Annotated in this window: 22 protein-coding genes, 1 tRNA gene and 1 pseudogene; 3 read left to right on the top strand and 21 right to left on the bottom strand. The window is 71.1% G+C overall.

The window, feature by feature from the left end:
• Positions 1-166: 166 nt before the first annotated feature.
• From K4G64_RS12190 to pgsA, 15 genes and pseudogenes are all read right to left on the bottom strand, one after another.
• The gene (locus K4G64_RS12190; RefSeq protein ID WP_221756043.1) at positions 167-706 is read right to left on the bottom strand and encodes an adenine phosphoribosyltransferase; all 540 of its coding nucleotides are present in this window, start codon (positions 704-706) and stop codon (positions 167-169) included.
• Positions 703-1818 carry a protein translocase subunit SecF gene (gene secF, locus K4G64_RS12185; protein WP_221756042.1) on the bottom strand — a complete coding sequence of 372 codons (1116 nt, stop codon included), beginning with the start codon at positions 1816-1818 and terminating at the stop codon, positions 703-705. The genes K4G64_RS12190 and secF overlap by 4 nt, the downstream gene beginning before the upstream one ends.
• A gap of 1 nt (position 1819) precedes the next feature.
• On the bottom strand, positions 1820-3586 hold the full coding sequence (gene secD / locus K4G64_RS12180; RefSeq protein WP_221756041.1) for a protein translocase subunit SecD: 1767 nt from the start codon (positions 3584-3586) through the stop codon (positions 1820-1822).
• 132 nt (positions 3587-3718) lie between these two features.
• Positions 3719-4210, bottom strand: coding sequence for a preprotein translocase subunit YajC (gene yajC, locus K4G64_RS12175; RefSeq protein ID WP_221756040.1), 492 nt, complete (start codon positions 4208-4210; stop codon positions 3719-3721).
• Positions 4211-4395: 185 nt separating this feature from the next.
• Complete coding sequence (gene ruvB, locus K4G64_RS12170) at positions 4396-5466, bottom strand: Holliday junction branch migration DNA helicase RuvB (RefSeq protein ID WP_189589395.1); 1071 nt, start codon at positions 5464-5466, stop codon at positions 4396-4398.
• 43 nt (positions 5467-5509) lie between these two features.
• Positions 5510-6118 carry a Holliday junction branch migration protein RuvA gene (gene ruvA, locus K4G64_RS12165; protein ID WP_221756039.1) on the bottom strand — a complete coding sequence of 203 codons (609 nt, stop codon included), beginning with the start codon at positions 6116-6118 and terminating at the stop codon, positions 5510-5512.
• Positions 6115-6654: a crossover junction endodeoxyribonuclease RuvC gene (gene ruvC / locus K4G64_RS12160; RefSeq protein WP_175431467.1), complete on the bottom strand. Its 540-nt coding sequence runs from the start codon at positions 6652-6654 to the stop codon at positions 6115-6117. The genes ruvA and ruvC overlap by 4 nt, the downstream gene beginning before the upstream one ends.
• Positions 6655-6779: 125 nt before the next feature.
• Complete coding sequence (locus tag K4G64_RS12155; RefSeq protein ID WP_097215555.1) at positions 6780-7532, bottom strand: YebC/PmpR family DNA-binding transcriptional regulator; 753 nt, start codon at positions 7530-7532, stop codon at positions 6780-6782.
• Between the two features lie 48 nt (positions 7533-7580).
• On the bottom strand, positions 7581-8189 hold the full coding sequence (gene pdxT / locus K4G64_RS12150; protein ID WP_221756038.1) for a pyridoxal 5'-phosphate synthase glutaminase subunit PdxT: 609 nt from the start codon (positions 8187-8189) through the stop codon (positions 7581-7583).
• 13 nt (positions 8190-8202) lie between these two features.
• Positions 8203-9108, bottom strand: a complete 906-nt coding sequence (pdxS, locus tag K4G64_RS12145) for a pyridoxal 5'-phosphate synthase lyase subunit PdxS (RefSeq protein ID WP_221756037.1) — start codon at positions 9106-9108, stop codon at positions 8203-8205.
• A 136-nt stretch (positions 9109-9244) separates the two neighbouring features.
• Positions 9245-9787 (bottom strand): hypothetical protein, encoded by a 543-nt coding sequence (locus K4G64_RS12140; RefSeq protein WP_190897405.1) that lies wholly within the window; start codon positions 9785-9787, stop codon positions 9245-9247.
• A gap of 56 nt (positions 9788-9843) precedes the next feature.
• Positions 9844-10131 (bottom strand): annotated as a pseudogene (locus K4G64_RS12135) (lasso peptide biosynthesis B2 protein); the annotation flags it as partial.
• A gap of 156 nt (positions 10132-10287) precedes the next feature.
• Entirely contained in the window at positions 10288-11451 is a 1164-nt protein-coding gene (locus K4G64_RS12130; protein ID WP_221756036.1) for a glycosyltransferase family 4 protein, read from the bottom strand.
• Positions 11448-12356: a phosphatidylinositol mannoside acyltransferase gene (locus K4G64_RS12125; RefSeq protein WP_221756035.1), complete on the bottom strand. Its 909-nt coding sequence runs from the start codon at positions 12354-12356 to the stop codon at positions 11448-11450. The genes K4G64_RS12130 and K4G64_RS12125 overlap by 4 nt, the downstream gene beginning before the upstream one ends.
• Complete coding sequence (pgsA, locus tag K4G64_RS12120; RefSeq protein ID WP_260460364.1) at positions 12353-13117, bottom strand: phosphatidylinositol phosphate synthase; 765 nt, start codon at positions 13115-13117, stop codon at positions 12353-12355. The genes K4G64_RS12125 and pgsA overlap by 4 nt, the downstream gene beginning before the upstream one ends.
• A gap of 218 nt (positions 13118-13335) precedes the next feature.
• Here pgsA and K4G64_RS12115 point away from each other — a divergent pair, with 218 nt between their 5' ends.
• Positions 13336-15534, top strand: coding sequence for an elongation factor G-like protein EF-G2 (locus K4G64_RS12115; RefSeq protein WP_221756034.1), 2199 nt, complete (start codon positions 13336-13338; stop codon positions 15532-15534).
• A gap of 171 nt (positions 15535-15705) precedes the next feature.
• A complete protein-coding gene (locus tag K4G64_RS12110) occupies positions 15706-17373 on the top strand; it encodes a hypothetical protein (protein ID WP_221756033.1) in 1668 nt (555 codons plus the stop codon).
• Between the two features lie 108 nt (positions 17374-17481).
• Here the strand turns inward: K4G64_RS12110 and K4G64_RS12105 are convergent, their stop codons facing one another.
• From K4G64_RS12105 to K4G64_RS12090, 4 genes are all read right to left on the bottom strand, one after another.
• Positions 17482-18039: an HIT domain-containing protein gene (locus tag K4G64_RS12105; protein WP_161364015.1), complete on the bottom strand. Its 558-nt coding sequence runs from the start codon at positions 18037-18039 to the stop codon at positions 17482-17484.
• A gap of 65 nt (positions 18040-18104) precedes the next feature.
• Positions 18105-20081 (bottom strand): threonine--tRNA ligase, encoded by a 1977-nt coding sequence (gene thrS / locus K4G64_RS12100; RefSeq protein ID WP_221756032.1) that lies wholly within the window; start codon positions 20079-20081, stop codon positions 18105-18107.
• 168 nt (positions 20082-20249) lie between these two features.
• Positions 20250-21467, bottom strand: a complete 1218-nt coding sequence (locus K4G64_RS12095) for a hypothetical protein (RefSeq protein WP_221756031.1) — start codon at positions 21465-21467, stop codon at positions 20250-20252.
• Entirely contained in the window at positions 21464-22030 is a 567-nt protein-coding gene (locus K4G64_RS12090; RefSeq protein WP_221756030.1) for a DUF4365 domain-containing protein, read from the bottom strand. The genes K4G64_RS12095 and K4G64_RS12090 overlap by 4 nt, the downstream gene beginning before the upstream one ends.
• A 169-nt stretch (positions 22031-22199) precedes the next feature.
• On the opposite strand from K4G64_RS12090, the gene K4G64_RS12085 reads away from it, so the two are divergent.
• Positions 22200-22931, top strand: a complete 732-nt coding sequence (locus tag K4G64_RS12085; protein WP_221756056.1) for a 3'-5' exonuclease — start codon at positions 22200-22202, stop codon at positions 22929-22931.
• Positions 22932-22999: 68 nt separating this feature from the next.
• On the opposite strand, the gene K4G64_RS12080 is transcribed toward K4G64_RS12085, so the two are convergent.
• Together K4G64_RS12080 and K4G64_RS12075 are read right to left on the bottom strand one after the other, a co-directional pair.
• Positions 23000-23071, bottom strand: a tRNA-Val gene (locus K4G64_RS12080).
• Between the two features lie 39 nt (positions 23072-23110).
• The gene (locus K4G64_RS12075) at positions 23111-23557 is read right to left on the bottom strand and encodes an SRPBCC family protein (protein ID WP_221756029.1); all 447 of its coding nucleotides are present in this window, start codon (positions 23555-23557) and stop codon (positions 23111-23113) included.
• Positions 23558-23646 lie beyond the last annotated feature (89 nt).

The raw sequence follows: 23646 nt of genomic DNA, 5'->3' as shown, positions 1-23646 counted from the left end.
CCCCCGGTCAGGTTCCGGAGACCCCATGGTAGCGATCCTGAGCTCCAGGATCGCCTTCAGGCCAATGTGAGGCCGTCCACCCGGCACAACGCGGGAGGCGGGCTCCGGATTCCTCGGGGCCCGCCTCCGCGGTCTCGTGCCGGTGTCCGCCGGGACACCGTGGTCGCTAGACGGTGAGCAGCGCCTCCAGCGGGGCGCCGTTCAGCACCGGCTCCAGGCGGGCGCGGCCGCTCAGGAAGCCGAGCTCCATGAGGACGGCGAGACCCGCGACCTCGGCGCCGGCCCGGCGGATGAGCTGGACCGAGGCCTCGGCGGTGCCGCCGGTGGCGAGGACGTCGTCGACGATCAGCACGCGGTCCTCGGCGGTGAGGTCCTCGGCGTGCACCTCGATCTCCGCCGAGCCGTACTCCAGGTCGTAGGCCTGGGCGAGGGTCGCTCCGGGGAGCTTGCCCGCCTTGCGTACGGGGATGAAGCCGAGCCCCGCGCGGACGGCGACCGGGGCGCCGAGGATGAAGCCGCGGGCCTCCAGGCCGATGACCTTGGTGGCGCCGCTGCGCTCGGCGATCTCGGCGAGGGCGTCGGTCAGGGCCGTGAACGCCGCCGGGTCCGCCAGGAGCGGGGTGATGTCCTTGAACATCACGCCCGGCTCCGGGTAGTCGGCCACGTCGCGGATACGGCTGAGCAGCAGCTCCTTGATGTCGGTCATCGGCGCTTCCCCGAGGGGCGGCCGCGGCCGCGCGTGCGCGAGGCGGGCTGGTTGCGCGGCCCGACCACCGCGGGTGCGGCGTCCTCGGGCTCGTCCGCGTACGCCTCGTCGGCGCCCTGGTCCTGGGTCTCGCCCTTGGCGGCGGCCTGGGCACGCTTGGCCAGGACACGCTTCTTCAGGGCCTTCATCGCCGGCTCGCGCTCCTTGAGGTCGGCGACGAGCGGCGTGGCGATGAAGATCGAGGAGTAGGCACCCGCGGCGAGGCCGACGAACAGCGACAGCGAGATGTCGTTCAGCATGCCGGCGCCGAGGACACCGCCACCGATGAACAGCAGGCCCGCGACCGGCAGCAGCGCGACCACCGTGGTGTTGATGGAGCGGACCAGGGTGCTGTTGATCGAGCGGTTGGCGACGTCGCTGTAGGTCCAGCGGGTCTGCTTGGTGAGGTCCTTCGTCTGTTCCTTGAGGCTGTCGAACACCACGACCGTGTCGTAGAGCGAGTAACCGAGGATGGTCAGCAGACCGATCACCGTGCCCGGTGTGACCTCGAAGCCGACCAGGGCGTAGATGCCGACGGTGATGGTGATGTCGTGGATCAGCGCGACGAACGCGGCGAGCGCCATGCGCCACTCGAACGCGATCGCCAGGTAGATCACCACGAGGATCAGGAAGATGCCGAGGCCCTGCCAGGCCTTGTTGGCGATCTGCTCACCCCAGCTCGGACCGACCAGTTCGGCGTTGATCTGCTCCGCGTCGACCTTGAGGTCCTCCGAGAGCTGGTTCTTGATCTGGTTGGCCTTGTCGGTCTCGATGCCCGCGACCTGGATGCGCATGCTTCCGTCGCCGAGCTCCTGGACGATCGCGTCGTGACCGGAGGCCGTTTCCGCGTACTCCTCGGCCTGGGAGACCGAGACGCTGACGTTCTTCGGGGTGGTGAAGACGGCACCGCCCTGGAACTCGATGCCCATGTTCAGGCCGCGCACCGCCAGGCCGACGATGGCCGTGATGGTGATCAGGATCGACAGGCCGTACCAGATCTTGCGGTTCTTGATGAAGTCGTAGCCGATCTCGCCACGGTGCAGCCGGGCGCCGAGGTTGCCGAGTTTCGACATCTCACGCCTCCTTCGTCTCGACGGGGGCGGAGGGACGGCGGGTGCGGCGCAGCGGCGGTTGGGCACCCAGGCTCTTCGGGTCGAGGCCGGACCACTTGTGGCCGTTCGCGAAGAAGGGTCGACGCGCCAGCAGGGTCAGCAGCGGCTTGGTGAAGAGGAAGACCACGACGACGTCGAGCAGCGTGGTCAGGCCGAGCGTGAAGGCGAAGCCGCGCACCTTGCCCACGGTGACGATGAAGAGCACCGCGGCGGCGAGGAACGACACGAAGTCGGAGACCAGGATGGTGCGCCGGGCGCGAGGCCAGGCCCGCTCGACGGCGGGGCGCAGCGTGCGGCCCTCGCGGATCTCGTCGCGGACGCGTTCGAAGTACACGATGAACGAGTCCGCCGTGATGCCGATGGCGACGATGGCACCGCAGACGGCCGGCAGGTTCAGCGCGAAGCCGATGGCCGGGCCGAGCAGGGACATGAGCGTGTAGGTGAGGGCGGCGGAGACCAGCAGCGAGAGGATCGCGACGAACGACAGACCGCGGTAGTAGGCCAGCAGGTAGATGACGACCAGCGCGAGACCGATCGCGCCGGCGATCAGACCGGCCTGCAGCTGGTCACCGCCCAGCGCTGCGGTCACGGTCGTCATGCTGTCCACCTTGAAGGTCAGCGGAAGCGCGCCGTAGCTCAGCATGTTGGACAGTTCCTGGGCGGACTGCTGGTTGAAGTTGCCGGAGATCTCGGCGTTGCCGCCGGTCAGGGCCTGCCGGACGGACGGGTCGGAGACCACCTCGCCGTCCAGGACGATCGCGAACTGGTTCTGCGGCGGCTGGTTCTGGGCCAGCTTGCCGGTGATGGTGCCGAACTTCTTGGTGCCTGCGTCCGTGAAGTCCATCGTGACGGTCCAGCCGGCACCGGTCTGGGTGTTCAGGACGGCCTGGGCCTTGTCGACGTCCGTGCCGTCGACCTCGGCGGGGCCGAGGATGTACTTCTGCCACTGGCCCCCCGAGTTCTTGCCGCAGGCCAGGGTGGGCTGGGAGGCCTTGACGCCATCGCCCACGGTGGAGCGGGTCTTGGCGTCCGTGCAGTCGAGCTTGGCGTACTTCGCCTGCAGCGCGTTCGCGTCGGCCTCGGCGGAGCCGCCGCTCGCCGACGGGGAGGGGCTGGTCCCGGGCTTGTCCGAGGCGCTCGCGGACGGCGTGGCGTCGGCCTTCAGCCCGTCGGTGACCGCGCGGCCCTGGGTGGTGGGCGTGGCGGACGGCGAGGCGGAGTTCTTGTCGGTGGCCGTGGGCTTGTCGCTGGCAGCGCCGGACGGCTTGCCCGAGGGGCTGCCGGTGGGGCTCGGGGAGGGGCTGGCCGCGCCCTTGCCGCCGGAGACCTCGGTGGCGATGACCGGCCGGAAGTAGAGCTTGGCGGTGGTGCCGACCTGCTTGCGGGCCTGCTCGGAGTTGGTCCCCTTGGGGATGTTCACGACGATGTTGTCGCGGCCCTGCGTCTGGACCTCGGCCTCCGAGACGCCCAGACCATTGACACGGCGCTCCATGATGGAGACGGCCGTGTCCATGTTGGTCTTGTTGATCGCCGACTCGTTGCCGGCCTCGGGGACCGCGCGGAGCGTGATGCTCGTACCGCCTGCAAGGTCGATGCCGAGTCGCGGCTTCGTGTGCCCCGAGGCGAACATCCCACCGGTGAGCGCCACGATGGCGATCAGGATCAGGGCCAGCGAGCGCCCCGGCTTGCTCCGGGCGCTCGCGCTCCTGCCCTTTTTAGGTGTGGCCACCTTCTCGTACTCCCTCTCGGGCCACCTCGCTCCGGATCGGCGGACGGGCGGCCATGACATGGTGTCGGGATTCCGTGCGAGCTGGGCGTGTCCCGGGGTGCGCGGGCCGGGCCCGCGCACCCCGGGACACGACTACTTCGCCTCGGAGTCGCCGTCGGTCTTCTTCGGCTCTGCGTCCGTCTTCGCCTCGGCGGCCTCGTCGGCCGGCTCGCCGGCCGCGTCCTTCTTGCCGAGGTCGACGGCCTTGTCGTCACCGGGGGCGTCGGCGGCGGGCTCGTCGGTCGCGGTGAGGGAGGAGGCGTCGTCAGGGACGATGTCGGCGTCGGACTTCAGGTCGTGCTCGATGCCGTGAACGATGCGGTTGTACTCGTCGTCGGTGAGGACGGCGCCGATGGCGTTCTTGGCGAAGAGGAGATCGACGCCGGGGCCGGCGTCGACGAGGACGGTGTCCTCGTTCACTTCCTTGACCGTGGCGTACATGCCCCCGATGGTGCGGATACCGCTGCCGGGCTGCATCTGGTTCCGCATGTCGGCGGCCTGCTGCTGCTTCTTCTTGGCCGACCGGGTCATCAGGAACATGGCCCCGATGAGCACGATGAACGGGAGGAGGGTCAGGAGACTCACGGGTCGGTACTTCCTTCACACGACCGCGCTGTGAGCGGCCAGCTGGTTGGGGGTATGTACGCCGCCGACAAAGGCGGCATCGGCGGAGTCTAAGCGAGTCCGCGCGCATGGAACAACGCTCAGCATGGCACCGGGGTTCCCCTTGCGGCCACTGACCTCGCCGCCCCGCGGGCGTGACGGAGGTGTCACGCCCCGAACAGGTCCCCTTGTCCGTTTCCGGCGCTCTGGGAGCGTGGCGGGGTGAGGCCGAGATGTGCCCATGCGGCGGGCGTGGCGACCCGGCCGCGGGGGGTCCGGGCCAGCAGGCCCTCCCTGACGAGGAAGGGCTCGGCGACCTCCTCCACGGTCTCACGTTCCTCACCCACCGCGACAGCGAGCGTGGAAAGGCCGACCGGACCGCCGCCGAACAGCTTGAGCAGGGCTTCCAGCACGCCCCGGTCGAGGCGGTCGAGGCCCCGCGCGTCCACCTCGTACACGGCGAGGGCCGCCGCGGCGATGTCCCTGGTGATCAGGCCGTCGGCCTTGACCTGCGCGTAGTCGCGGACGCGGCGCAGCAGGCGGTTGGCGATGCGGGGCGTGCCGCGGGAGCGTCCGGCGATCTCGGCGGCGCCCTCCGGCTCGATCTCGACCTCGAGGAGGTTCGCCGAGCGGTGGATGACCCGCTCCAGTTCGGCCGGTTCGTAGAACTCCATGTGCGCGGTGAAGCCGAAGCGGTCGCGCAGCGGGGGCGGCAGCAGGCCGGCCCGGGTGGTGGCGCCGACCAGGGTGAAGGGGGGCAGCTCCAGCGGGATGGCGGTGGCGCCGGGGCCCTTGCCGACGATGACGTCGACGCGGAAGTCCTCCATCGCCATGTACAGCATCTCCTCGGCGGGCCGGGACATGCGGTGGATCTCGTCGAGGAAGAGGACCTCGCCCTCCTGGAGGGAGGAGAGGATCGCGGCGAGGTCGCCGGCGTGCTGGATGGCGGGGCCCGAGGTGATGCGGATGGGAGCACCCATCTCGGCCGCGATGATCATCGACAGGGTGGTCTTGCCGAGGCCGGGGGCGCCGGAGAGCAGCACGTGGTCGGCGGTGGCGCCACGCGCGCGTGCGGCGCGCAGTACGAGGTCGAGCTGCTCGCGGACCTTCTCCTGGCCGATGAACTCGTCCAGGTCCTTGGGGCGCAGGGCGGCCTCGACGGCCTGGTCCTCACGGTCGGCGACGGAGTCCACCAGCCGCTCGGCGGCGTCGGCGTCGGTGGTGTCGTCCCAGTTCATGGAATGTGCCTCGGAATCTCGGTACGGGTGCGGACGGCTCGGACTAGCGGGCGCGGTTCAGCGTCTGCAGGGCCGCCTTCAGCAGCCGGCCCACCTGGGGCGTGCCCTCGGCGGCCTCGGCCTGCGGGGCCACCGCGGTCACGGCCTCGTCGGCCTCCCGGGTCGCGTACCCGAGGCCGATCAGGGCCGCGTGCAGCTGGTCGCGCCAACCGCTGCTGCTGACCGGTGCGCCGACGGCGGGCGCACCGACCGGCGCACCGAGCCGGTCCTTCAGCTCCAGGAGCAGTTTCTGCGCGCCCTTCTTGCCGATGCCGGGGACGGCGGTGAGGGCCTTCTCGTCAGCGGTGGCGACGGCCCGGCGCAGGGCGTCCGGGCTGTGCACGGCGAGCATGGCCTGGGCGAGGCGGGGGCCGACGCCGCTGGCGGTCTGGAGCAGTTCGAAGACCTGCCGCTCGTCGTCGTCCGCGAAGCCGTACAGGGTGAGGGAGTCCTCGCGGACGACCAGGGAGGTGTGCAGCTTGGCCGGCTGGCCCATGCGAAGCGTGGAGAGCGTGTTCGGCGTGCACTGGACGGCCATGCCGACGCCGCCGACCTCGACGACGGCGGCGTCCGGTGCGAGTGCGGCCACTGTGCCGCTGACGAAGGCGATCATGCCGTCCGGCCTTTCGGTGCTTTGGCGGTGTGCAGGGCGACGGCCTGCTGGAGTCGGTTCTGCGCGGGGGCGCGCCAGATGTGGCAGATGGCGAGGGCCAGGGCGTCGGCCGCGTCGGCGGGCTTGGGCGGGGCGCTGAGCCGGAGCAGGCGGGTGACCATGGCGCCCACCTGTGCCTTGTCGGCGCGGCCGCTGCCGGTGACGGCGGCCTTGACCTCGCTCGGGGTGTGCAGCGCGACGGGGATGCCGCGGCGGGCGGCGCAGAGCATGGCGACGGCGCTGGCCTGGGCCGTGCCCATGACGGTACGGACGTTGTGCTGGCTGAAGACGCGCTCGACGGCGACGAACTCGGGGCGGTGCTCGTCGAGCCACTGCTCGATGCCCTGCTCGACGGCGACGAGGCGGTGGCCGAGGTCGGCGTCCGCCGGCGTGCGGACGACGCCGACGCCGATCATCGTGAGCGGCCGTCCGGCGACGCCCTCGACGACGCCGACACCACACCGGGTCAGTCCCGGGTCCACCCCCAGTACGCGCACGCGGCGCCCTCCCTCTCGCTCACCTGTTTGTGCAGGCTATCGGGTGCCACCGACAACGCGACGGGCCGACGGGGTGTGTCCCGTCGGCCCGTTGACCGGTGGAGTCCGGAATGCGGAGTCCGGAGTTACGCGTCGACCTTCTCCATGACCTCGTCGCTCACATCGAAGTTGGCGAAGACGTTCTGCACGTCGTCGCTGTCCTCCAGCGCGTCGATCAGCTTGAAGATCTTCTTGGCGCCCTCCTCGTCCAGCTCGACCTGCATGGTCGGGACGAAGTTGGCGTCGGCGGAGTCGTAGTCGATGCCGGCGTCCTGCAGGGCGGTGCGGACCGCGACCAGGTCGGTGGCCTCGCTGAGGACCTCGAAGCTCTCACCGAGGTCGTTGACCTCTTCGGCGCCCGCGTCGAGCACGGCGGCCAGCACGTCGTCCTCGGACAGCTCGCCCTTGGGGACGATCACGACGCCCTTGCGGTTGAACAGGTACGACACCGAGCCCGGGTCGGCCATGGAGCCGCCGTTGCGGGTCATGGCGACGCGGACCTCGGAGGCGGCGCGGTTGCGGTTGTCGGTGAGGCACTCGATGAGCACCGCGACACCGTTGGGACCGTAGCCCTCGTACATGATCGTCTCGTAGTCGGCGCCGCCGGCCTCGAGGCCGCCGCCGCGCTTGACCGCGGAGTCGATGTTCTTGTTCGGGACCGACTGCTTCTTCGCCTTCTGGATGGCGTCGTAGAGGGTGGGGTTGCCCTCGATGTCGACGCCGCCCATCCGGGCAGCCACCTCGATGTTCTTGATCAGCTTCGCGAAGAGCTTGCCGCGCTTGGCGTCGATCACGGCCTTCTTGTGCTTCGTCGTAGCCCATTTAGAGTGGCCGGACATCTGCCTGTCTCCTTCGCGTAAACCGTCTCAGCAACGAACGCAGGAATCCTACAAGGATCCGGCTGTCCGGTTCGCCCGCACCATGTCGACGAACAGGGCGTGGACGCGGTGGTCGCCGGTCAGTTCCGGGTGGAACGACGTGGCCAGCGCGTTGCCTTGGCGGACCGCGACGATGTGGCCGTCGTGCTCGGCGAGCACCTCGGCCCGGGCTCCGACGGACTCCACCCAGGGGGCGCGGATGAAGACGCCCTCCACCGGATCGCCGTCGATGCCCTGGATGCCGACGGCGGCTTCGAAGGACTCGTTCTGCCGGCCGAAGGCGTTGCGGCGCACGATCATGTCGATGCCGCCGAGGGTCTCCTGGCCCGAGCGGGGGTCGAGGATCTTGTCGGCGAGCATGATCATGCCGGCGCAGGTGCCGTAGACGGGCATGCCGTCCCGCACGCGCGCGCGAAGGGGTTCCATCAGGCCGAACAGGACGGCCAGCTTGGAGATGGTGGTGGACTCGCCGCCGGGGATGACGAGGCCGTCGACCTCGGCGAGCTCTTCGGGGCGCCGCACCGCCCTGGCCACGGCATCGGCCGCGGCCAGGGCGACGAGGTGCTCCCGTACGTCGCCCTGGAGGGCCAGGACGCCTATGACGGGGGTGTCGCTCATGGGTTCCTGTGCCTTACCAGCCGCGGTTGGCGTAGCGCTCGGTCTCGGGGAGGGTGTCGCAGTTGATGCCGACCATGGCCTCGCCGAGGTTGCGGGACGCGTCGGCGATGATCTTCGGGTCGTCGTAGAAGGTGGTGGCCTTCACGATGGCGGCGGCGCGCTTGGCCGGGTCGCCGGACTTGAAGATGCCGGAGCCGACGAAGACGCCCTCGGCGCCGAGCTGGCGCATCAGGGCCGCGTCGGCCGGGGTGGCCACGCCGCCGGCGGAGAACAGCACGACGGGGAGCTTGCCGAGCTCGGAGGCTTCCTTGACCAGCTCGTACGGGGCGCGCAGCTCCTTGGCGGCGGCGTACAGCTCGTTGTTGTCGTAGCCGCGCAGGCGGGCGATCTCGTTCTTGATCTGGCGCAGGTGGCGGACGGCCTCGACGACGTTGCCGGTGCCGGCCTCGCCCTTGGAGCGGATCATGGCCGCGCCCTCGGCGATGCGGCGCAGGGCCTCGCCCAGGTTGGTGGCGCCGCAGACGAAGGGGGTGGTGAAGGCGAACTTGTCGCTGTGGTTGACCTCGTCGGCCGGGGTGAGGACCTCGGACTCGTCGATGTAGTCGACGCCGAGGGACTGCAGGACCTGGGCCTCGACGAAGTGGCCGATGCGGGACTTGGCCATGACCGGGATCGAGACGGCGTCGATGATGCCCTCGATCATGTCCGGGTCGGACATGCGGGCCACGCCGCCGTCCTTGCGGATGTCGGCGGGGACCCGCTCCAGGGCCATGACGGCGACGGCGCCCGCGTCCTCGGCGATCTTGGCCTGCTCCGGTGTGACGACGTCCATGATCACGCCGCCCTTGAGCTGCTCGGCCATGCCGCGCTTCACTCGGGCGGTGCCGGTCTCGGGAGCCTGGTTTTCGGAGATGGACACGGGTGACCTCGCTGATGGGAAAAGGGGTTTCTGCAGCACTGAGGAAACGTGAGAGAACCAGGCCACAGCAAGGGCCAATGGGAACGCTGTGGATCCTTTTGCGACGGACGGCCGGAAAACGACAGGTGAAGAGGGTCTAGGCGGCCCGGTCCACCAGGGCCACCGGCGGCTCGTCGTCCATTTCGAAGGCCATCGGGAAGGGCGCGTGACCGGCCAGGCGGAACCAGCGCACCTTGCGGTGCCGGCGCAGGGCCCGGGCCGCTCGTACGGCGTCGTTGTGGAAGCGCCGGGCCATGGGCACCCTGCGGACCGCCTCGGTCAGTTCCCGGGCCGCCTCCTCTCCCCCGGGCGCCTCCCGCACCGCCTCCACCTGCGGGGCCTCGCCGAAGACGGCCCGCAGCGCCTGGCTCAGTTCGCTCTCGGCCACTTCCCGCTGCTCCTCCTCGGCCTGCCGGGCGGCGTGCGCGGCCTCGTACAACACGATCGAGGCGGCCGGGTCGAGGACCCCGGACGTCGCCAGTTCCTGCGCCACCGAGGCGCGCCGCAGCAGCTGGGCGTCCAGGGCCGCGCGGGCGGCGTCGATCCGGGCGTGCAGACGGTCGAGCCGGCCGGCGGTCCAGCTCAGGTAGAGCCCGATCGCGACCAGGGCTACGGCGATCCAGATGAGAGTGGTGGTCACGGGCGGCAAGGCTAGCGGCACGAGGGTCCCCGCCGTTCGCCCCGCCCCACCCGTGATCAGCGGTTGCGCTCCAGGGGCGGGATGGACATCAGGGTCTTGAAGTGCCCCATGGGGTGGCCCTCGCCGACGAGTTGCCGCTCCGCCTCGACCCAGGTGTGGGCGGCGAAGGGTTGGGTGCGCACCCCGGTGCACCAGGTGGGCCGGGGTGCGCGCATGCGGCACAGCGTGGCGGTGGCGCCGGAGCACTCCAGGCAGCCCTGCCCGGCGCAGCGCAGGCTGACGGACACGACCTCCTCGCGGTCGCGGAGGGCCTGCGCGGCGGTCGCGGGGGCTGCGCGGCGGTCGCGGGGGCTGCGCGGCGGTCGCGGGGGCCGCGCCCCGGCGGGTGAACTCGATCACGGTGATCTGCGCAATCGATCATCCGGCACAGGGGCGCACACGGGCCGGACCTGCCGGACCTGCCCTTTTGGCATGGTCTGAAAGGACCGGGCGCCCGCCCGTCAGTCCCGGGCGAACCCCAGCCGCCCCCACAGCCCGGTCGTCCGTTCGTCCTCGGCCACCGCTGCCGCTCCGGCCGTGACCGTCTCGTAGACGGACAGGATGTCGGCGCCGACGGTCGACCAGTCGAAACGCCGTACATGGGCGCTCCCCCGCTCGCGCAGCTCCGCCAGCCGCTCCGGGTCCGCCAGGAGCCGTACGGCCGCGTCGGCGAGGGCGTCGGCGTCCTCGTTGGGGAACAGTTCGCCGGCCGCCCCCCGGTCCAGGACCTGGGCGAAGGCGTCCAGGTCGGAGGCGAGCACGGGGGCTCCCGCCGACATGGCCTCGACGAGGATGATGCCGAAGCTCTCGCCGCCGGTGTTGGGCGCGACGTACAGGTCGACGCTGCGCAGGAAGCGGGCCTTGTCCTGATCGCTGACCATGCCGAGGAACTCGACGCGGGCGCGCAGCTCGGCCGGCAGGGACTCGACGGCCTCCTTCTCGTCGCCGCGCCCCGCCACCAGCAGCCGGGTCTGCGGACGCGCGGCGAGGATCTTCGGCAGGGCCTTCATCAGCACCGGGAGTCCCTTGCGGGGCTCGTCGATACGCCCTATGAAGCCGATCGTGTCGCCCTGCCACTCGGCCTTGGGCTCGGCCTCGGCGAAGAAGTCGACGTCGACGCCGTTGGGGATCACGACCGCGTCGCCGCCGAGGTGCTCCACCAGGGTGCGGCGGGCGTACTCGCTCACCGCGATCCGGGCGCTGATCTTCTCCAGGGCGGCCTGGAGGATCGAGTACGCGGCGATCATGGCGCGCGAGCGCGGGTTGGACGTGTGGAACGTCGCCACGATCGGCCCCTGGGCGGCCCAGCAGGTCAGCAGGCCCAGCGACGGCGAGGTCGGCTCATGGATGTGGATCACGTCGAACGCGCCGTCGTGCAGCCAGCGGCGCACCCGGGCGGCGCTCAGGAAGCCGAAGTTCAGCCGGGCCACCGACCCGTTGTACGGCACCGGCACCGCGCGCCCGGCCGAGACGACGTACGGCGGCAGCGGGGTGTCGTCGTCGGCGGGGGCCAGCACGGACACCTCGTGGCCGAGGCGGAGGAAGTACTCGGCCAGGTCACGGATGTGGAACTGGACGCCACCCGGTACGTCCCAGGAGTACGGGCAGACGATGCCGATCCTCACGCGGATCCCTTCGCTGGATCGAGGTCGGCGAGCCACAGGCGCTGCAGCATGTGCCAGTCCTCCGGATGGTCGGCGATCCCGGTGGCGAAGGCGTCGGCCAGCGCCTGTGTCATGACGGACGTCTTCTCGGCGCGCGTGCCCGACTCGGGGACCTCGACGGGCGGGTGGACGCGGCCCCGCATCACGGGCGAGTCGTCGTACCACAGGGTCACCGGCAGCAGCAGCGCGCCGGTCTGCTGGGCGAGCAGGGCCGGTCCGGCCGGCATCCGGGCCGTGTCGCCGAAGAAGTCCACTTCGACGCCCGACGCGGACAGGTCGCGGTCGGCGACCAGGCAGACCAGGCCGCCCTCGCGCAGCCGCCGGGCCAGGGTGCCGAAGGCGGTGCCACCGCTGTGCGGCAGGACCTCCATGCCGAGGCCCTCGCGGTAGGCGACGAACCGGTCGTAGAGCGTCTCGGGCTTCAGGCGCTCGGCGACCGTGGTGAAGGGGATGCCGAGCTTCCTGGTGACCCAGGCGCCGGCGAGGTCCCAGTTGGCGAGGTGCGGCAGGGCGAGCACGACGCCCTTGCCCGCGGCCAGGCCCTCGGTGAGGTGGTGCAGGTCCTTGGCCTCGAAGCCGCCCCTGATCCGGTCATCGCTCCAGGCCGGGAGGCGGAAGGACTCCATCCAGTAGCGCAGGTAGGAGCGCATGCCCGCGCGCGACAGCTCGGCCAGACGCTCGGGGCTCGCTCGGGGCACCACGCGCGCGTAGTTGCTCTCCAGGCGCTGGACGCCCTTGCCGCGCTGCTTCCAGGCCAGGTCGGCGATGGTCCGGCCGAGCCGTGCGGCGACCGGCTCGGGGAGCTTCTTGACCGTGCCCCAGCCGAGGCCGTACAGCGCGTCCGTCAGCCGGTCCTGTGCGCTCACGTGGCCGCCTCGCTCCCGTGAGAGGCGTTCTGCTGCTCGTCCTCATTGTCCGGCCCGTCCGGCGTGGCCGCTGCTGCCTCGGCCTCCGCGGACTCCCTGCGGACGGTGACGACCCGCTGGATCAGCGTGACGAGGCTGCCGACGGCGACGATCCACAGGGCGACGGGCAGCAGGTACTGGATGCCGGGCACACCGAACGTGTGCAGGCCCGCGAGCCCCGCCGCGACCAGGGAGATCACCAGGCGCTCGGCGCGCTCGACGAGCCCGTTGACCGCGACCGGCAGGCCGATCGACTCGCCCCGGGCCTTGGTGTACGACACCACCTGGCCGCTGGCCAGGCAGAAGATCGAGACGGCGCACAGGACGAGGTCGTCGCCCCCGCCGGCGTACCAGAGGATGAAGCCGCCGAAGATCGCGCCATCGGCGACCCGGTCGAGCGTGGAGTCCAGGAAGGCGCCCCAGCGGCTGGAGCGGCCGAGCTGACGGGCCATGTTGCCGTCGACGAGGTCGGAGAACACGAACAGCGTGATCACGACCGTGCCCCAGAAGAACTCGCCCATGGGGTAGAAGACCAGCGCGCCCGCTACCACACCGGCGGTGCCGATGAGCGTGACCGTGTCGGGGCTGACGCCCCGGCGGATGAGAAACGCGGCGAACGGTGTGAGGACACGCGTGAAGAATGCACGCGCGTACTTGTTCAGCATGGCCTTCCCGAGGGTCGGTGTCGCCGTCTGGCCCCTGCTGGCCACCGGCTGGCCCATCGTAGTCACGCGCGCGCGTGGGCGAGGTGCGGGCACCCGGACCCCTTTCGTGGGAACCCGCGGGCCGCTGGTGGGCGGCGGGATCACGTCCTTCGTATGGACGCACCGTGACGGGAGTGGGAAGGTCGAATGACCGCGGGCGTCGCCGGAGCCGCACCGCACGCGGATTCCGCGTGTCCGCGCCCACAGTGACCTCACCGTGCACGGGAGGCAGGATCATGGGCGACAAGGCACAGACACACCCTGGGGCCGCCGGCAGGGCACAAGCGGCCGACCACCCTCAGTCCGTACGGAATGTGGTGCTGGTCGGCCACTCCGGATCGGGAAAGACCACGCTGGTCGAAGCCCTCGCACTGACGGCGGGGGCGGTGAACCGGGCGGGCCGTGTGGAGGACGGCGGCACCGTCTCCGACTACGACGACATCGAGCACCGGCAGCAGCGCTCGGTACAGCTCTCCCTGGTGCCCGTCGAGTGGGACGGCATCAAGGTCAATCTCCTCGACACCCCCGGATACGCCGACTTCGTCGGTGAACTCAGGGCCGGTCTGCGCGCGGCGGACGCGGCCCTCTTCGTCGTCTCGGCCTCCGACGGGGTGGACGGCTCGACCCGCTCGGTGTGGGAGGAGTGCGCGGCCGTGGGCATGCCCCGGGCCATCGTGGTCACGCACCTGGAGTCGGCACGCGCCGACTTCGAGGAGATGACCCGCACCTGCGCCGAGGCCTTCGGCGCGGACGACCCCGACGCGGTCCTACCGCTCTACCTGCCGCTGCACGGCCCGCAGGCGCCCGACGGGCACGCGCCCGTGACCGGGCTGATCGGGCTGCTGTCGCAGAAGCTGTTCGACTACTCGACCGGCGAGCGCAAGGAGTCCGAGCCCGGCGAGGAGCAACTGCCGCTGATCGAGGAGGCCCGCAACCGGCTCATCGAGGGGATCATCGCCGAGAGCGAGGACGAGACCCTCATGGACCGCTACCTCGGCGGGGAGCCCGTCGACGTCAAGACGCTCATCGAGGACCTGGAGCGGGCCGTCGCGCGCGGGGTCTTCTTCCCCGTCCTGGCCGCCGCCCCCGCGGCCGAGGGCGCCCGGCAGGGCATCGGCACCCTGGAGCTGCTGGAGCTGATCACGCGGGGCTTCCCGACGCCCCTGGAGCACGAGACGGTGCGGGTCACGACCATCGACGGCAAGCCGCGCGAGCTCGAGCCGTGCGATCCGGACGCCCCGCTGGTCGCGGAGGTCGTGAAGACGTCCTCGGACCCCTACGTGGGCCGGCTGTCGCTGATCCGCCTGTTCTCCGGCACCCTGCGCGCCGACCAGACGGTCCACGTCTCCGGGCACGGGCTGGCCGACCGCGGCCACGAGGACCACGACGTCGACGAGCGGATCGGCGCCCTGTCCACGCCGTTCGGCAAGCAGCAGCGCCCGGTGTCGCACGTCATCGCGGGCGACCTGGCCTGCGTGGCGAAGCTGGGCCGCGCCGAGACCGGCGACACCCTGTCCGCCAAGGACGACCCGCTGCTCATGGAGCCGTGGCAGATGCCCGACCCGCTGCTCCCGCTGGCCATCCAGGCGCACAGCAAACCGGACGAGGACAAGCTGTCCCAGGGCCTGGCCCGGCTGGTGGCCGAGGACCCGACGATGCGGCTGGAGCAGAACCAGGACACCCACCAGGTGGTCCTGTGGTGCCTGGGCGAGGCGCACGCCGACGTGGCCCTGGAGCGGCTGCGCAGCCGATACGGCGTCCAGGTCGACGTCATCCCCCACCGGGTGTCCCTGCGCGAGACGTTCGCCACCAGGTCGGCAGGCCGCGGCCGGCACGTCAAGCAGTCCGGCGGGCACGGGCAGTTCGCGATCTGCGAGATCGAGGTCGAGCCGCTGCCCGGCGGGTCCGGCATCGAGTTCGTCGACAAGGTCGTGGGCGGGGCCGTGCCCCGGCAGTTCATCCCATCGGTGGAGAAGGGCGTACGGGCCCAGGCGGCCAAGGGGGTCGCGGCCGGGTACCCGCTCATCGACGTACGGGTGACCCTCCTGGACGGCAAGGCGCACTCGGTCGACTCCTCCGACGCCGCCTTTCAGACGGCCGGCGCGCTCGCGCTGCGGGAGGCCGCAGCCGACGCGCGGATCCATCTGCTGGAGCCGGTCGCCGAGGTGTCGGTGCTGGTCGGCGACGAGTTCGTGGGCGCCGTGATGAGCGACCTGTCGGGGCGGCGCGGGCGTCTGCTCGGTACCGAGCAGACGCCCGGCGGGCGCACGCTGATCCGGGCCGAGGTGCCCGAGATCGAGATCGGCCGGTACGCGATCGACCTGCGGTCGATGGCGCACGGCACGGCGGGGTTCAGCCGGCGGTACGCGCGGCACGAACCGATGCCGCAGCAGGTCGCGGACCGGGTGCGTGAAGAGGAGCGCGTGGCCTCGTAGTTGGCGCCGGGCGCCACCAAGTGCCCTTGTGGGCGCTCCCCTCCGCGGGGGCGGGCGGCTTGACGGGCGGCCCGCCCCCGTCCGACGGTGCGGACGGATACGCTGATGACCTGATCAACAGGTGTGCGGAGCGCGGAAGTCGGGAAGGCCGCAGATGCGGATGCGGCAGCGATGGGGGCGGCAGTGACGGACGGATTCGACTTCAGCCCGGGAGCGCAGGTGCCCCTGGCGGGTGCGAGCGGCCAGACGGCGGCGACCTACGCCCTGGCCGCGGCGGCGTACCGGGACGACGAGGTCACCAAGATCCTGAAGGCCGACAACGAGTGGCACCAGTCGAAGGTGACTCCCCCGCGCTCCTGGGCGAAGATCTTCCGGCCCAGGTTCGGCGAGGCGTTCTCCCGTGCGGTGATCGACCGGATGCTGGGAGCCGGGCGCAATCCGGTCATCCAGTCCTTCGGCATCGAGCCGCAGGTCGTCGTGGAGCACTGCCTGGCGGCCCACCGCATCCGCCGCGACCGCGACAACCGGCTCTCGGCGATCACGGTGATCTGCGGACTGCTGTTCCTGCCGGGCTTCCTCGTGTGGCTGCTGGTGTTCACGCTGCGCACTACCATGGCCAAGCGCGAGGACAAGCGGACCGGCGCCCTGGCCACGACGCTGCTCGTCGCGGTGGGCGCGCTGGCCGTGCTGTTCCTGATCCGCATGCCGTTCACCGGCTTCTGGGCCCTGTACGGGCGCGCGGCGGTGATCATGCCGGTGGTCGGCTGGTTCTGGGCGAAGCAGATCTGCGAGCGGACGGCCCGTGACCTGCGGGAGCGCTGGTCGAGTCTGCTGTCGGGCGGTGGCGTCGGCGCCAAGATCCCCGAGGCCGTGCCCGGCAATCCCGGTGACGCGGCCGAGCAGGTCCGCAAGGAACTGGCCCGTCTCGCCGCCGAGCAGCGGTCCAACTCGGTCTTCTACGCGGGCCCCAAGGGCATACTCGGCATGGGCACGCGCTGGGGCAGCTGGCAGCTGGCCGAGGAACTGGTCTCCGCCGAGCCGGGCAAGGAGTTCCACCCCTTCCGCAGCTGGGACGTCATCGTGGCGATCCAGGGCGGTCTCGGCATGCTGGAGCGCACGTCGATCAACACCGGCGGCTTCCCCAAGCCGTCCATCACGCACTGGATCGTCACGCCGATCGGCGAGAAGGCGACGGAGGTGTCCCGGCCGAGCGGCACGGACGTCGACGCGTACACGGTCCGGACGCACGCAGTCCAGGACATCTGCAACAAGCAGCAGTTCGGCAGCGGCGACCGGCACTACCTGGGCGTGCAGTGGACCCTGTGGGACGGCCACCTGGTGATCACGATGCTGATCACGGTGACCGTGCTGCACGACACGCTGCGCATCGAGGTCACCGGGCACGCGCTGGGGCCGGTCAACCCCCTGTTCAACGAGAAGCCGGCGGCCAGGGAGAAGGCGGTGCAGAAGGCTCTGCGGTTCTGGGAGACCCGCACCGTGAAGCTGCCGCTGATCGACGCCGACGAGGTGGTACGGCTGGCCGCGCGCGCCCCGCTGACCTGGTACCCGCCGCTGCTGAACTGGCTCGGCGGCAGTCTGACGCTGCCCGAGCCGTTCGGTCTGCGGCACGCGTGGGCCGACCAGCCGTGGCGGCACCGCTTCATGGCCGACGACGCGCTGCGCGCGGCCACGCCGGTGCTGCGGGTGGTGCACTCGGCGGCGCTGAAGGTGCTGCGGGAGAACGGGGTGGACGTGGAGAAGTTCGGGTCCCGGTCGGCGGCGCTCAGCGGGTCGGTGCAGGAGGCTTCGCCGAAGAAGGCGGATGTGTACGACGCCTAGCCGGTGAGGTGCCCGGCGTTGTTGCTGAGGCGCGGGGTGCGCAGCCCGGCGCTCCAGGGTGCCGCCGCGCCCACCCGTGCCGCCCCGGGCGGCACGCATGCCCGCGCTTTAGGACGGCCAGGACTCCGCCAGCATCTTCCGCGTGTCCGCGAGCAGCTGCGGCAGCACCCGCGTGTGCCCGACCACCGGCATGAAGTTCGTGTCCCCGCCCCAGCGCGGCACGATGTGCTGGTGCAGGTGCGCGGCGATGCCCGCGCCCGCGACCGTGCCCTGGTTCATGCCGATGTTGAAGCCGTGGGCGCCGGAGGCCGTGCGCAGGGCGGTCATGGCCTGCTTGGTGAGTTCGCCCAGCTCGGCGGTCTCCCCCGCCGTGAGGTCGGTGTAGTCGGCGACGTGCCGGTAGGGCACGGTCATCAGGTGCCCGCCGTTGTACGGGTAGAGGTTGAGCACCGCGTAGACCTGTTCGCCGCGCCGGACGACGAGCCCGTCCTCGTCGGACTTGGCCGGGATCGAGCAGAAGGGGCAGCCGTCGCCCGCACCCGGGCCGGTCGGCTTGTTCTCGCCCTGGATGTAGGCCATCCGATGGGGTGTCCACAGACGCTGGAACGCGTCCTGCGTCCCTACTCCCAGCTGCTGCTCCGGCTCACTCGTCATGCAGTGCAGCATATGGCGTCGAGCTGGGGGTACGGCAAAGGCCCCCGGATCTCCCCGGGGGCCTTCGCACCGTGCGATCAGACCTGAGCGCGCTCCTCGACGACCTTCAGGATCTTCGCGATGGCCTCGTCGAAGGGGATGCCGTTCTCCTGCGAGCCGTCGCGGTAGCGGAAGGAGACGGACTCGTGGGACATGTCCTCGTCGCCCGCGATGACCATGAAGGGCACCTTCTGCTTCTGGGCGTTGCGGATCTTCTTCTGCATGCGGTCGGAGGAGGAGTCGACCTCGACGCGCAGGCCCTTCTTCTTGGCCGCGGCGGCGAACTTCTCCAGGTACTCCACGTGAGCGTCGCCGATCGGGATGCCGACCGCCTGGACCGGGGCCAGCCACGCCGGGAAGGCACCCGCGTAGTGCTCCAGGAGGACCGCGAAGAAGCGTTCGATGGAGCCGAACAGCGCGCGGTGGATCATGACGGGGCGCTGCTTGGAGCCGTCCGCGGAGGTGTACTCCAGGTCGAAGCGCTCCGGCAGGTTGAAGTCGAGCTGGATCGTCGACATCTGCCAGGTCCGGCCGATGGCGTCCTTGGTCTGGACGGAGATCTTCGGGCCGTAGAAGGCGGCGCCGCCCGGGTCGGGGACGAGGGGCAGGCCCTGCTTCTCGGCGACCTGGCGCAGCGTCTCCGTGGCCTCTTCCCAGGCCTCGTCCGAGCCGACGAACTTCTCCGGGTCCTTGGTGGACAGCTCCAGGTAGAAGTCGGTCAGGCCGTAGTCGCGCAGCAGGCCGAGGACGAAGGTGAGCGTCTTGTCGAGCTCCTCCGACATCTGCTCGCGGGTGCAGTAGATGTGCGCGTCGTCCTGGGTGAAGCCGCGGGCGCGGGTCAGGCCGTGCACGACGCCGGACTTCTCGTACCGGTACACGGTCCCGAACTCGAAGAGGCGCAGCGGCAGTTCACGATAGGAGCGCCCGCGCGCGTCGAAGATCAGGTTGTGCATCGGGCAGTTCATGGGCTTGAGGTAGTAGTCCACGCCCTCGTCGAGCTGCATGGGCGGGTACATGCCGTCGGCGTACCAGTCCAGGTGGCCCGAGGTCTCGAAGAGCTTCCCCTTGGTGGCGTGCGGGGTGTAGACGAACTCGTAGCCCTCCTCCTCGTGGCGGCGCCGCGAGTAGTCCTCCATGACCCGGCGGATGATGCCGCCCTTGGGGTGGAAGACGGCGAGGCCGGAGCCGATCTGCTCCGGGACGGAGAACAGGTCGAGCTCGCTGCCGAGCTTGCGGTGGTCGCGCTTCTCGGCCTCGGCGAGGAACTCCAGGTGCGCCTTCAGCTCGTCCTTGGTGGGCCAGGCGGTGCCGTAGATGCGCTGGAGCATGGGGTTCTTCTCGCTGCCGCGCCAGTAGGCGGCCGCGTTGCGCATCAGCTTGAACGCCGGGATGTTCCGGGTGGTGGGCAGGTGGGGACCGCGGCAGAGGTCCTTCCAGCACAGGTCACCGGTCTTGGCGTCCAGGTTGTCGTAGATCGTCAGCTCGCCGGCGCCGACCTCGACGTCCGCGCCGTCGTCGTGCGAGGCGGAGCCCTTGAGGCCGATCAGCTCCAGCTTGTACGGCTCGTCGGCCAGTTCCTCGCGGGCCTCGTCGTCGGTGACGACACGGCGGGAGAAGCGCTGGCCGCGCTTCTGGATCTCCTGCATCTTCTTCTCGATGGCCTTGAGGTCATCGGGGTGGAAGGGCTTCTCGACGTCGAAGTCGTAATAGAAGCCGTCCTTGACGGGCGGGCCGATGCCGAGCTTGGCCTCGGGGAAGAGCTCCTGCACGGCCTGCGCCATGACGTGCGCGGTGGAGTGGCGCAGGATGTTCAGGCCGTCCTCGGAGGAGATCTCGACGCCCTCGACCTCGTCGCCGTCGGACAGGGCGTACGACAGGTCCCTGAGCTCGCCGGCCACACGCGCGGCGATGATCGAGCGCTCGCCGGCGAAGAGCTCGGCGGCCGTAGTGCCCGTCGTCACCACGCGTTCTTCCCGCTCGGAATCGCGCTGGATGATCACACGGACGTCTGACACCGGTCTCTCCTGACTGAAGGGGGCTGCGGCGCCATACCCGAGCGCGCGCACGAGTAAGGATCGTACCGACCCGGGACCGCCCTACGCGAAATCAATCCCCGCGGTCCCCTCCGGAGGCCGCCGACGTCCCCTCCCGGCAGGCTGCCGCGATCCGCTCCCCAGGCTCCTTCAGTCTCCTCCGCAGGCCTCCTCGAAGAAGTCGAGGTTCTCGTGGAGCTCCTTCATCAGCCGGTCCCGTTCGGCGTCGTCGACCTGGACGGGGACGACGCCGTGGGCTCCGGTGAGGCGGCGGAATCCGCCCCTGCTCTCCAGCCGCCCCTGCACCCGTACCGGGAGGCCGACGAGGTGGGCGTGCCCGGCGATCCGGTAGGCCTCCTCGTCGAGGGTGATCCGGACGTTCGGCACGTCGGCCCCGGACAGCACGCGCAGCCGCACCGTGCCGTCGCCGCGCGGCCCGGACCTGCGCAGCCGTAGCACCGCTCCCGTGATCCGCACCGGGACGGCGGGTTCTTCGCGCAGGTAGCGGGCGCCCGCCTCGCGCAGCACGGCCAGGTCGCCGGGCGAGAACTCGACGGGCTCGGCGGAGGGCGCGCAGCCCTCGGGCACCCCGGCCGCGGGGGCCCACTCGACGGCGATCCGGGCGCCCTCCGTGCCCCGGATGAGGGCGACGAGCGCCTCGGTGAGCTCGTGGCTCACCCCTGCCTCGACGGCGGCGTCGAAGGCGTCCATCCCGCCGGTGGCCCGCTGGTAGTCGATGGCCTCCCGGGCGGCGTACAGGGCCTGGTGGAGGCGGACGGCGAGGGGGCGGCCGCCGGCGACCGGGACGAAGGCCGTGAGCCTCCCGTCGGCCGCGGAGCCGACGAGGACGTTCTCCAGGGCCGCGGCGGCGGAGCGGCGGTGGCGGGCGCCGTGGTAGCCGGCCCGGGCGCGGGTGGCGAGGGCCGCGGCGAGCAGCATCCGGCGGGCGGCGCCGCGCAGGCGGTCCTCGACGGTCCAGGAGGCCGCGCCGGCGGGCCCTGCGGGGACGTCGTGCCACCAGCGGATCTCGTCGCTGGGCACGGCGAGCGAGACGAGGACCTCGCGGGCGGAGGGCGAGCCGCTGCGGGACAGGGCGAGCAGGGCCTCTCCGAGCAAGTCGTCGCTGTCGGGGAAGGCGCGGCTCTCGGGCACCAGGAGGCTGGTGCCGCCGCTGCCGGGGCCGGGCGGGGTCCAGCGGCCGTAGCGTCCGGGAGCGCCGCCGCGCCGCTGCCAGCCGTGCCGGCGCAGCAGGGCGCCGAGCACGGCCGGGTCGACGTCGCCGGGCTCGGGCGGCGGGTCGCTCCAGGTGGCGTCGGCGGGGTGCGGCCGGACCTGCCTCAGTAGCTCCTCGGTCGGACGGTGCGTCACGGTTTCCCTCCCGTCCCGACCCGCGTCATGATCTCGCAGAGGGCCCGGTCGTCGAAGATGCGCGAGGTCGGTATCCGCACGGTGGTGCGGCGGCGGCCGGTGATCGGCTGTCCGGCGAGGTTGGTCCAGTAGCAGCAGTGCCTGAGGTCGAGCCGGTCGTGGCTGGCGCGCAGCCAGTCGTCCTGCGTGCGCGGCACCAGCATCACCACCAGGATCTTGTGCACCGACACGGGGGTGCGGGCGAGCTTCGCCAGGTGGTCGTTGTCGAGCGTGAAGGAGAAGGTGCGGCCCGGTGGGTTGGGCGGCACCTGGTAGGTGGCCTTGAGCTGCACCTTGATGGTGACCTCGTCGTCGACCGTGTGCCCGGGGGCGCTGTGGCTGACGTGCCAGTCGATCCCGTTGTCGGGAAAGGGCTGGGACAGCGAGCAGCCGGCGGCCGCCGCGACGGCGTGCAGATAGCCGACCTGCAGTGTCTCCATGCAGGCGGTGGTGGCGAGAGTGCCGCGAGAGGGAGCCGTGCGCTCGGGCAGCAGCCCGCCCCGTTCGGGCTGCGCAATGGCCATGGCCAACAGCCTTCCAGAACAAGTGATTCCCCGCTGCGGGCCGCTGAACTGCACCAACCCGTACTCCTGTTGTCTCCTTCCGGCGTACGGCGCAAACAGCCCGGGTATCACCGGATCGGGCAGCGGACGGTGCGTCAACTGCCGAAGGTGAACGAGGGGTTGTGTGGCTATGACGACGTGCTGGTACGAGGGGCCGTTGGCCGCCTTCGACACGGAGACGACGGGCGTCGACGTCGAGACCGACCGGATCGTGTCGGCCGCCGTGGTCGTCCAGGATGCGCCGGGTGTCCGGCCGCGGGTGAGCCGTTGGCTGGTGAACCCCGGGGTGCCGGTGCCCGCCGAGGCGACGGCGGTGCACGGACTGACGGAGGAGCACCTGCAGCGCAACGGCCGGTGGCCGGCGCCGGTGATGCACGAGATAGCGCAGGCGCTCGCCGAGCAGGCGCACGCCGGGCGGCCGGTGGTGGTGATGAACGCGCCGTTCGATCTGACCCTGCTGGACCGGGAGTTGCGCCGTCATCGCGCCTCGGCGCTCGGGCGCTGGTTCGAGTCGGCGCCGTTGTCCGTGCTGGACCCGCGGGTCCTGGACAAGCATCTGGACCGCTACCGCAAGGGCCGTCGCACCCTGACCGACCTGTGTGCGCACTACGGCGTCGCCCTGGAGGGCGCGCACGACGCGGCGGCCGACGCCGTGGCGGCGCTGGAAGTCACGCGGGCGGTGGGCCGCCGGTTCGCATCCCGGCTGGAGCGTCTGGCCCCGGGTGAGCTGCACACCCTGCAGGCGGTGTGGCACGCGGCCCAGGCGCGGGGCCTGCAGGCGTGGTTCGCGCGCAGCGGTGTGGACGAGTCGGTCGACCCGGCGTGGCCGCTGCGTCCGGATCTGCCGGCGGCGGCTGCCTGAGGAGTCGGCGCGGGGCCCGCGCGGGCATGAAAAAACCGGTCCGTCTGTGACGGACCGGCTGTTTCCGGTGGGCGATACTGGGTTCGAACCAGTGACCTCTTCGGTGTGAACGAAGCGCTCTCCCACTGAGCTAATCGCCCGGGAACGCACTGAACCATACAGGTCCGGGCACGCTTCCTTCAAACCGCTTCGAGGCGCCTGCGGAGTCCGCGCCGCCCGGACCGCATCATCAGCGCGTGGTTGGCGCGGAAGACGGGCCGTCCCGGCACGGCGAGCCGCCGCAGCAGCGGCTTGTTCACGCTGACGACCTGGTCGTACCGCGCGAGGCTGCCCGTCCCGTGCGGCGTGACCGTCCAGCGTGCCCAGCCCTCGATGTCTCCGGACAGGGCGGTCTCGAGCACACCGGCGGCGCGGTCGCGCCGTACTTCGCGCGCCGTGAAGGTCATGTCGTACGGCAGGACGGAGCGGACGCGGATCACCCCGGTGGTGTCGTCGAGGCGGGTCACCTCCCGAACCTGGCGCCACCAGCTCGGGTAGTCCTCGGGGCGTTCCAGCACGTCGTAGACGGTGGCGACGGGTGCGGGCAGGGGCCACAGACTGCGGAAGCGGTAATGGTTCCAGTCCATCCCGGCAGTCTGCCCACTTACGGCGGGGACTGTCTGAGTACGCGCCTGAGTACCCGCACTCATGCCGTGCCGGGTGACGCGGACCACAC

It is taken from the genome of Streptomyces sp. WAC04114, from assembly GCF_019733245.1.
GTDB lineage: Bacteria > Actinomycetota > Actinomycetes > Streptomycetales > Streptomycetaceae > Streptomyces > Streptomyces massasporeus_A.
Note: the sequence above shows the minus strand (reverse complement) of the source record. Positions and strands in the feature narration are given on the sequence as shown.

Excerpts from the sequence above, each read along its gene's own strand:
- K4G64_RS12190 (WP_221756043.1), bottom strand. The coding sequence starts at position 706 with ATGACCGACATCAAGGAGCTGCTGCTCAGCCGTATCCGCGACGTGGCC.
- secF (WP_221756042.1), bottom strand. The coding sequence starts at position 1,818 with ATGTCGAAACTCGGCAACCTCGGCGCCCGGCTGCACCGTGGCGAGATC.
- ruvB (WP_189589395.1), bottom strand. The coding sequence starts at position 5,466 with ATGAACTGGGACGACACCACCGACGCCGACGCCGCCGAGCGGCTGGTG.
- ruvA (WP_221756039.1), bottom strand. The coding sequence starts at position 6,118 with ATGATCGCCTTCGTCAGCGGCACAGTGGCCGCACTCGCACCGGACGCC.
- K4G64_RS12155 (WP_097215555.1), bottom strand. The coding sequence starts at position 7,532 with ATGTCCGGCCACTCTAAATGGGCTACGACGAAGCACAAGAAGGCCGTG.
- pdxT (WP_221756038.1), bottom strand. The coding sequence starts at position 8,189 with ATGAGCGACACCCCCGTCATAGGCGTCCTGGCCCTCCAGGGCGACGTA.
- pgsA (WP_260460364.1), bottom strand. The coding sequence starts at position 13,117 with ATGGGCCAGCCGGTGGCCAGCAGGGGCCAGACGGCGACACCGACCCTC.
- K4G64_RS12115 (WP_221756034.1), top strand. The coding sequence starts at position 13,336 with ATGGGCGACAAGGCACAGACACACCCTGGGGCCGCCGGCAGGGCACAA.
- K4G64_RS12110 (WP_221756033.1), top strand. The coding sequence starts at position 15,706 with ATGGGGGCGGCAGTGACGGACGGATTCGACTTCAGCCCGGGAGCGCAG.
- K4G64_RS12105 (WP_161364015.1), bottom strand. The coding sequence starts at position 18,039 with ATGCTGCACTGCATGACGAGTGAGCCGGAGCAGCAGCTGGGAGTAGGG.
- K4G64_RS12090 (WP_221756030.1), bottom strand. The coding sequence starts at position 22,030 with ATGGCCATTGCGCAGCCCGAACGGGGCGGGCTGCTGCCCGAGCGCACG.
- K4G64_RS12085 (WP_221756056.1), top strand. The coding sequence starts at position 22,200 with ATGACGACGTGCTGGTACGAGGGGCCGTTGGCCGCCTTCGACACGGAG.
- K4G64_RS12075 (WP_221756029.1), bottom strand. The coding sequence starts at position 23,557 with ATGGACTGGAACCATTACCGCTTCCGCAGTCTGTGGCCCCTGCCCGCA.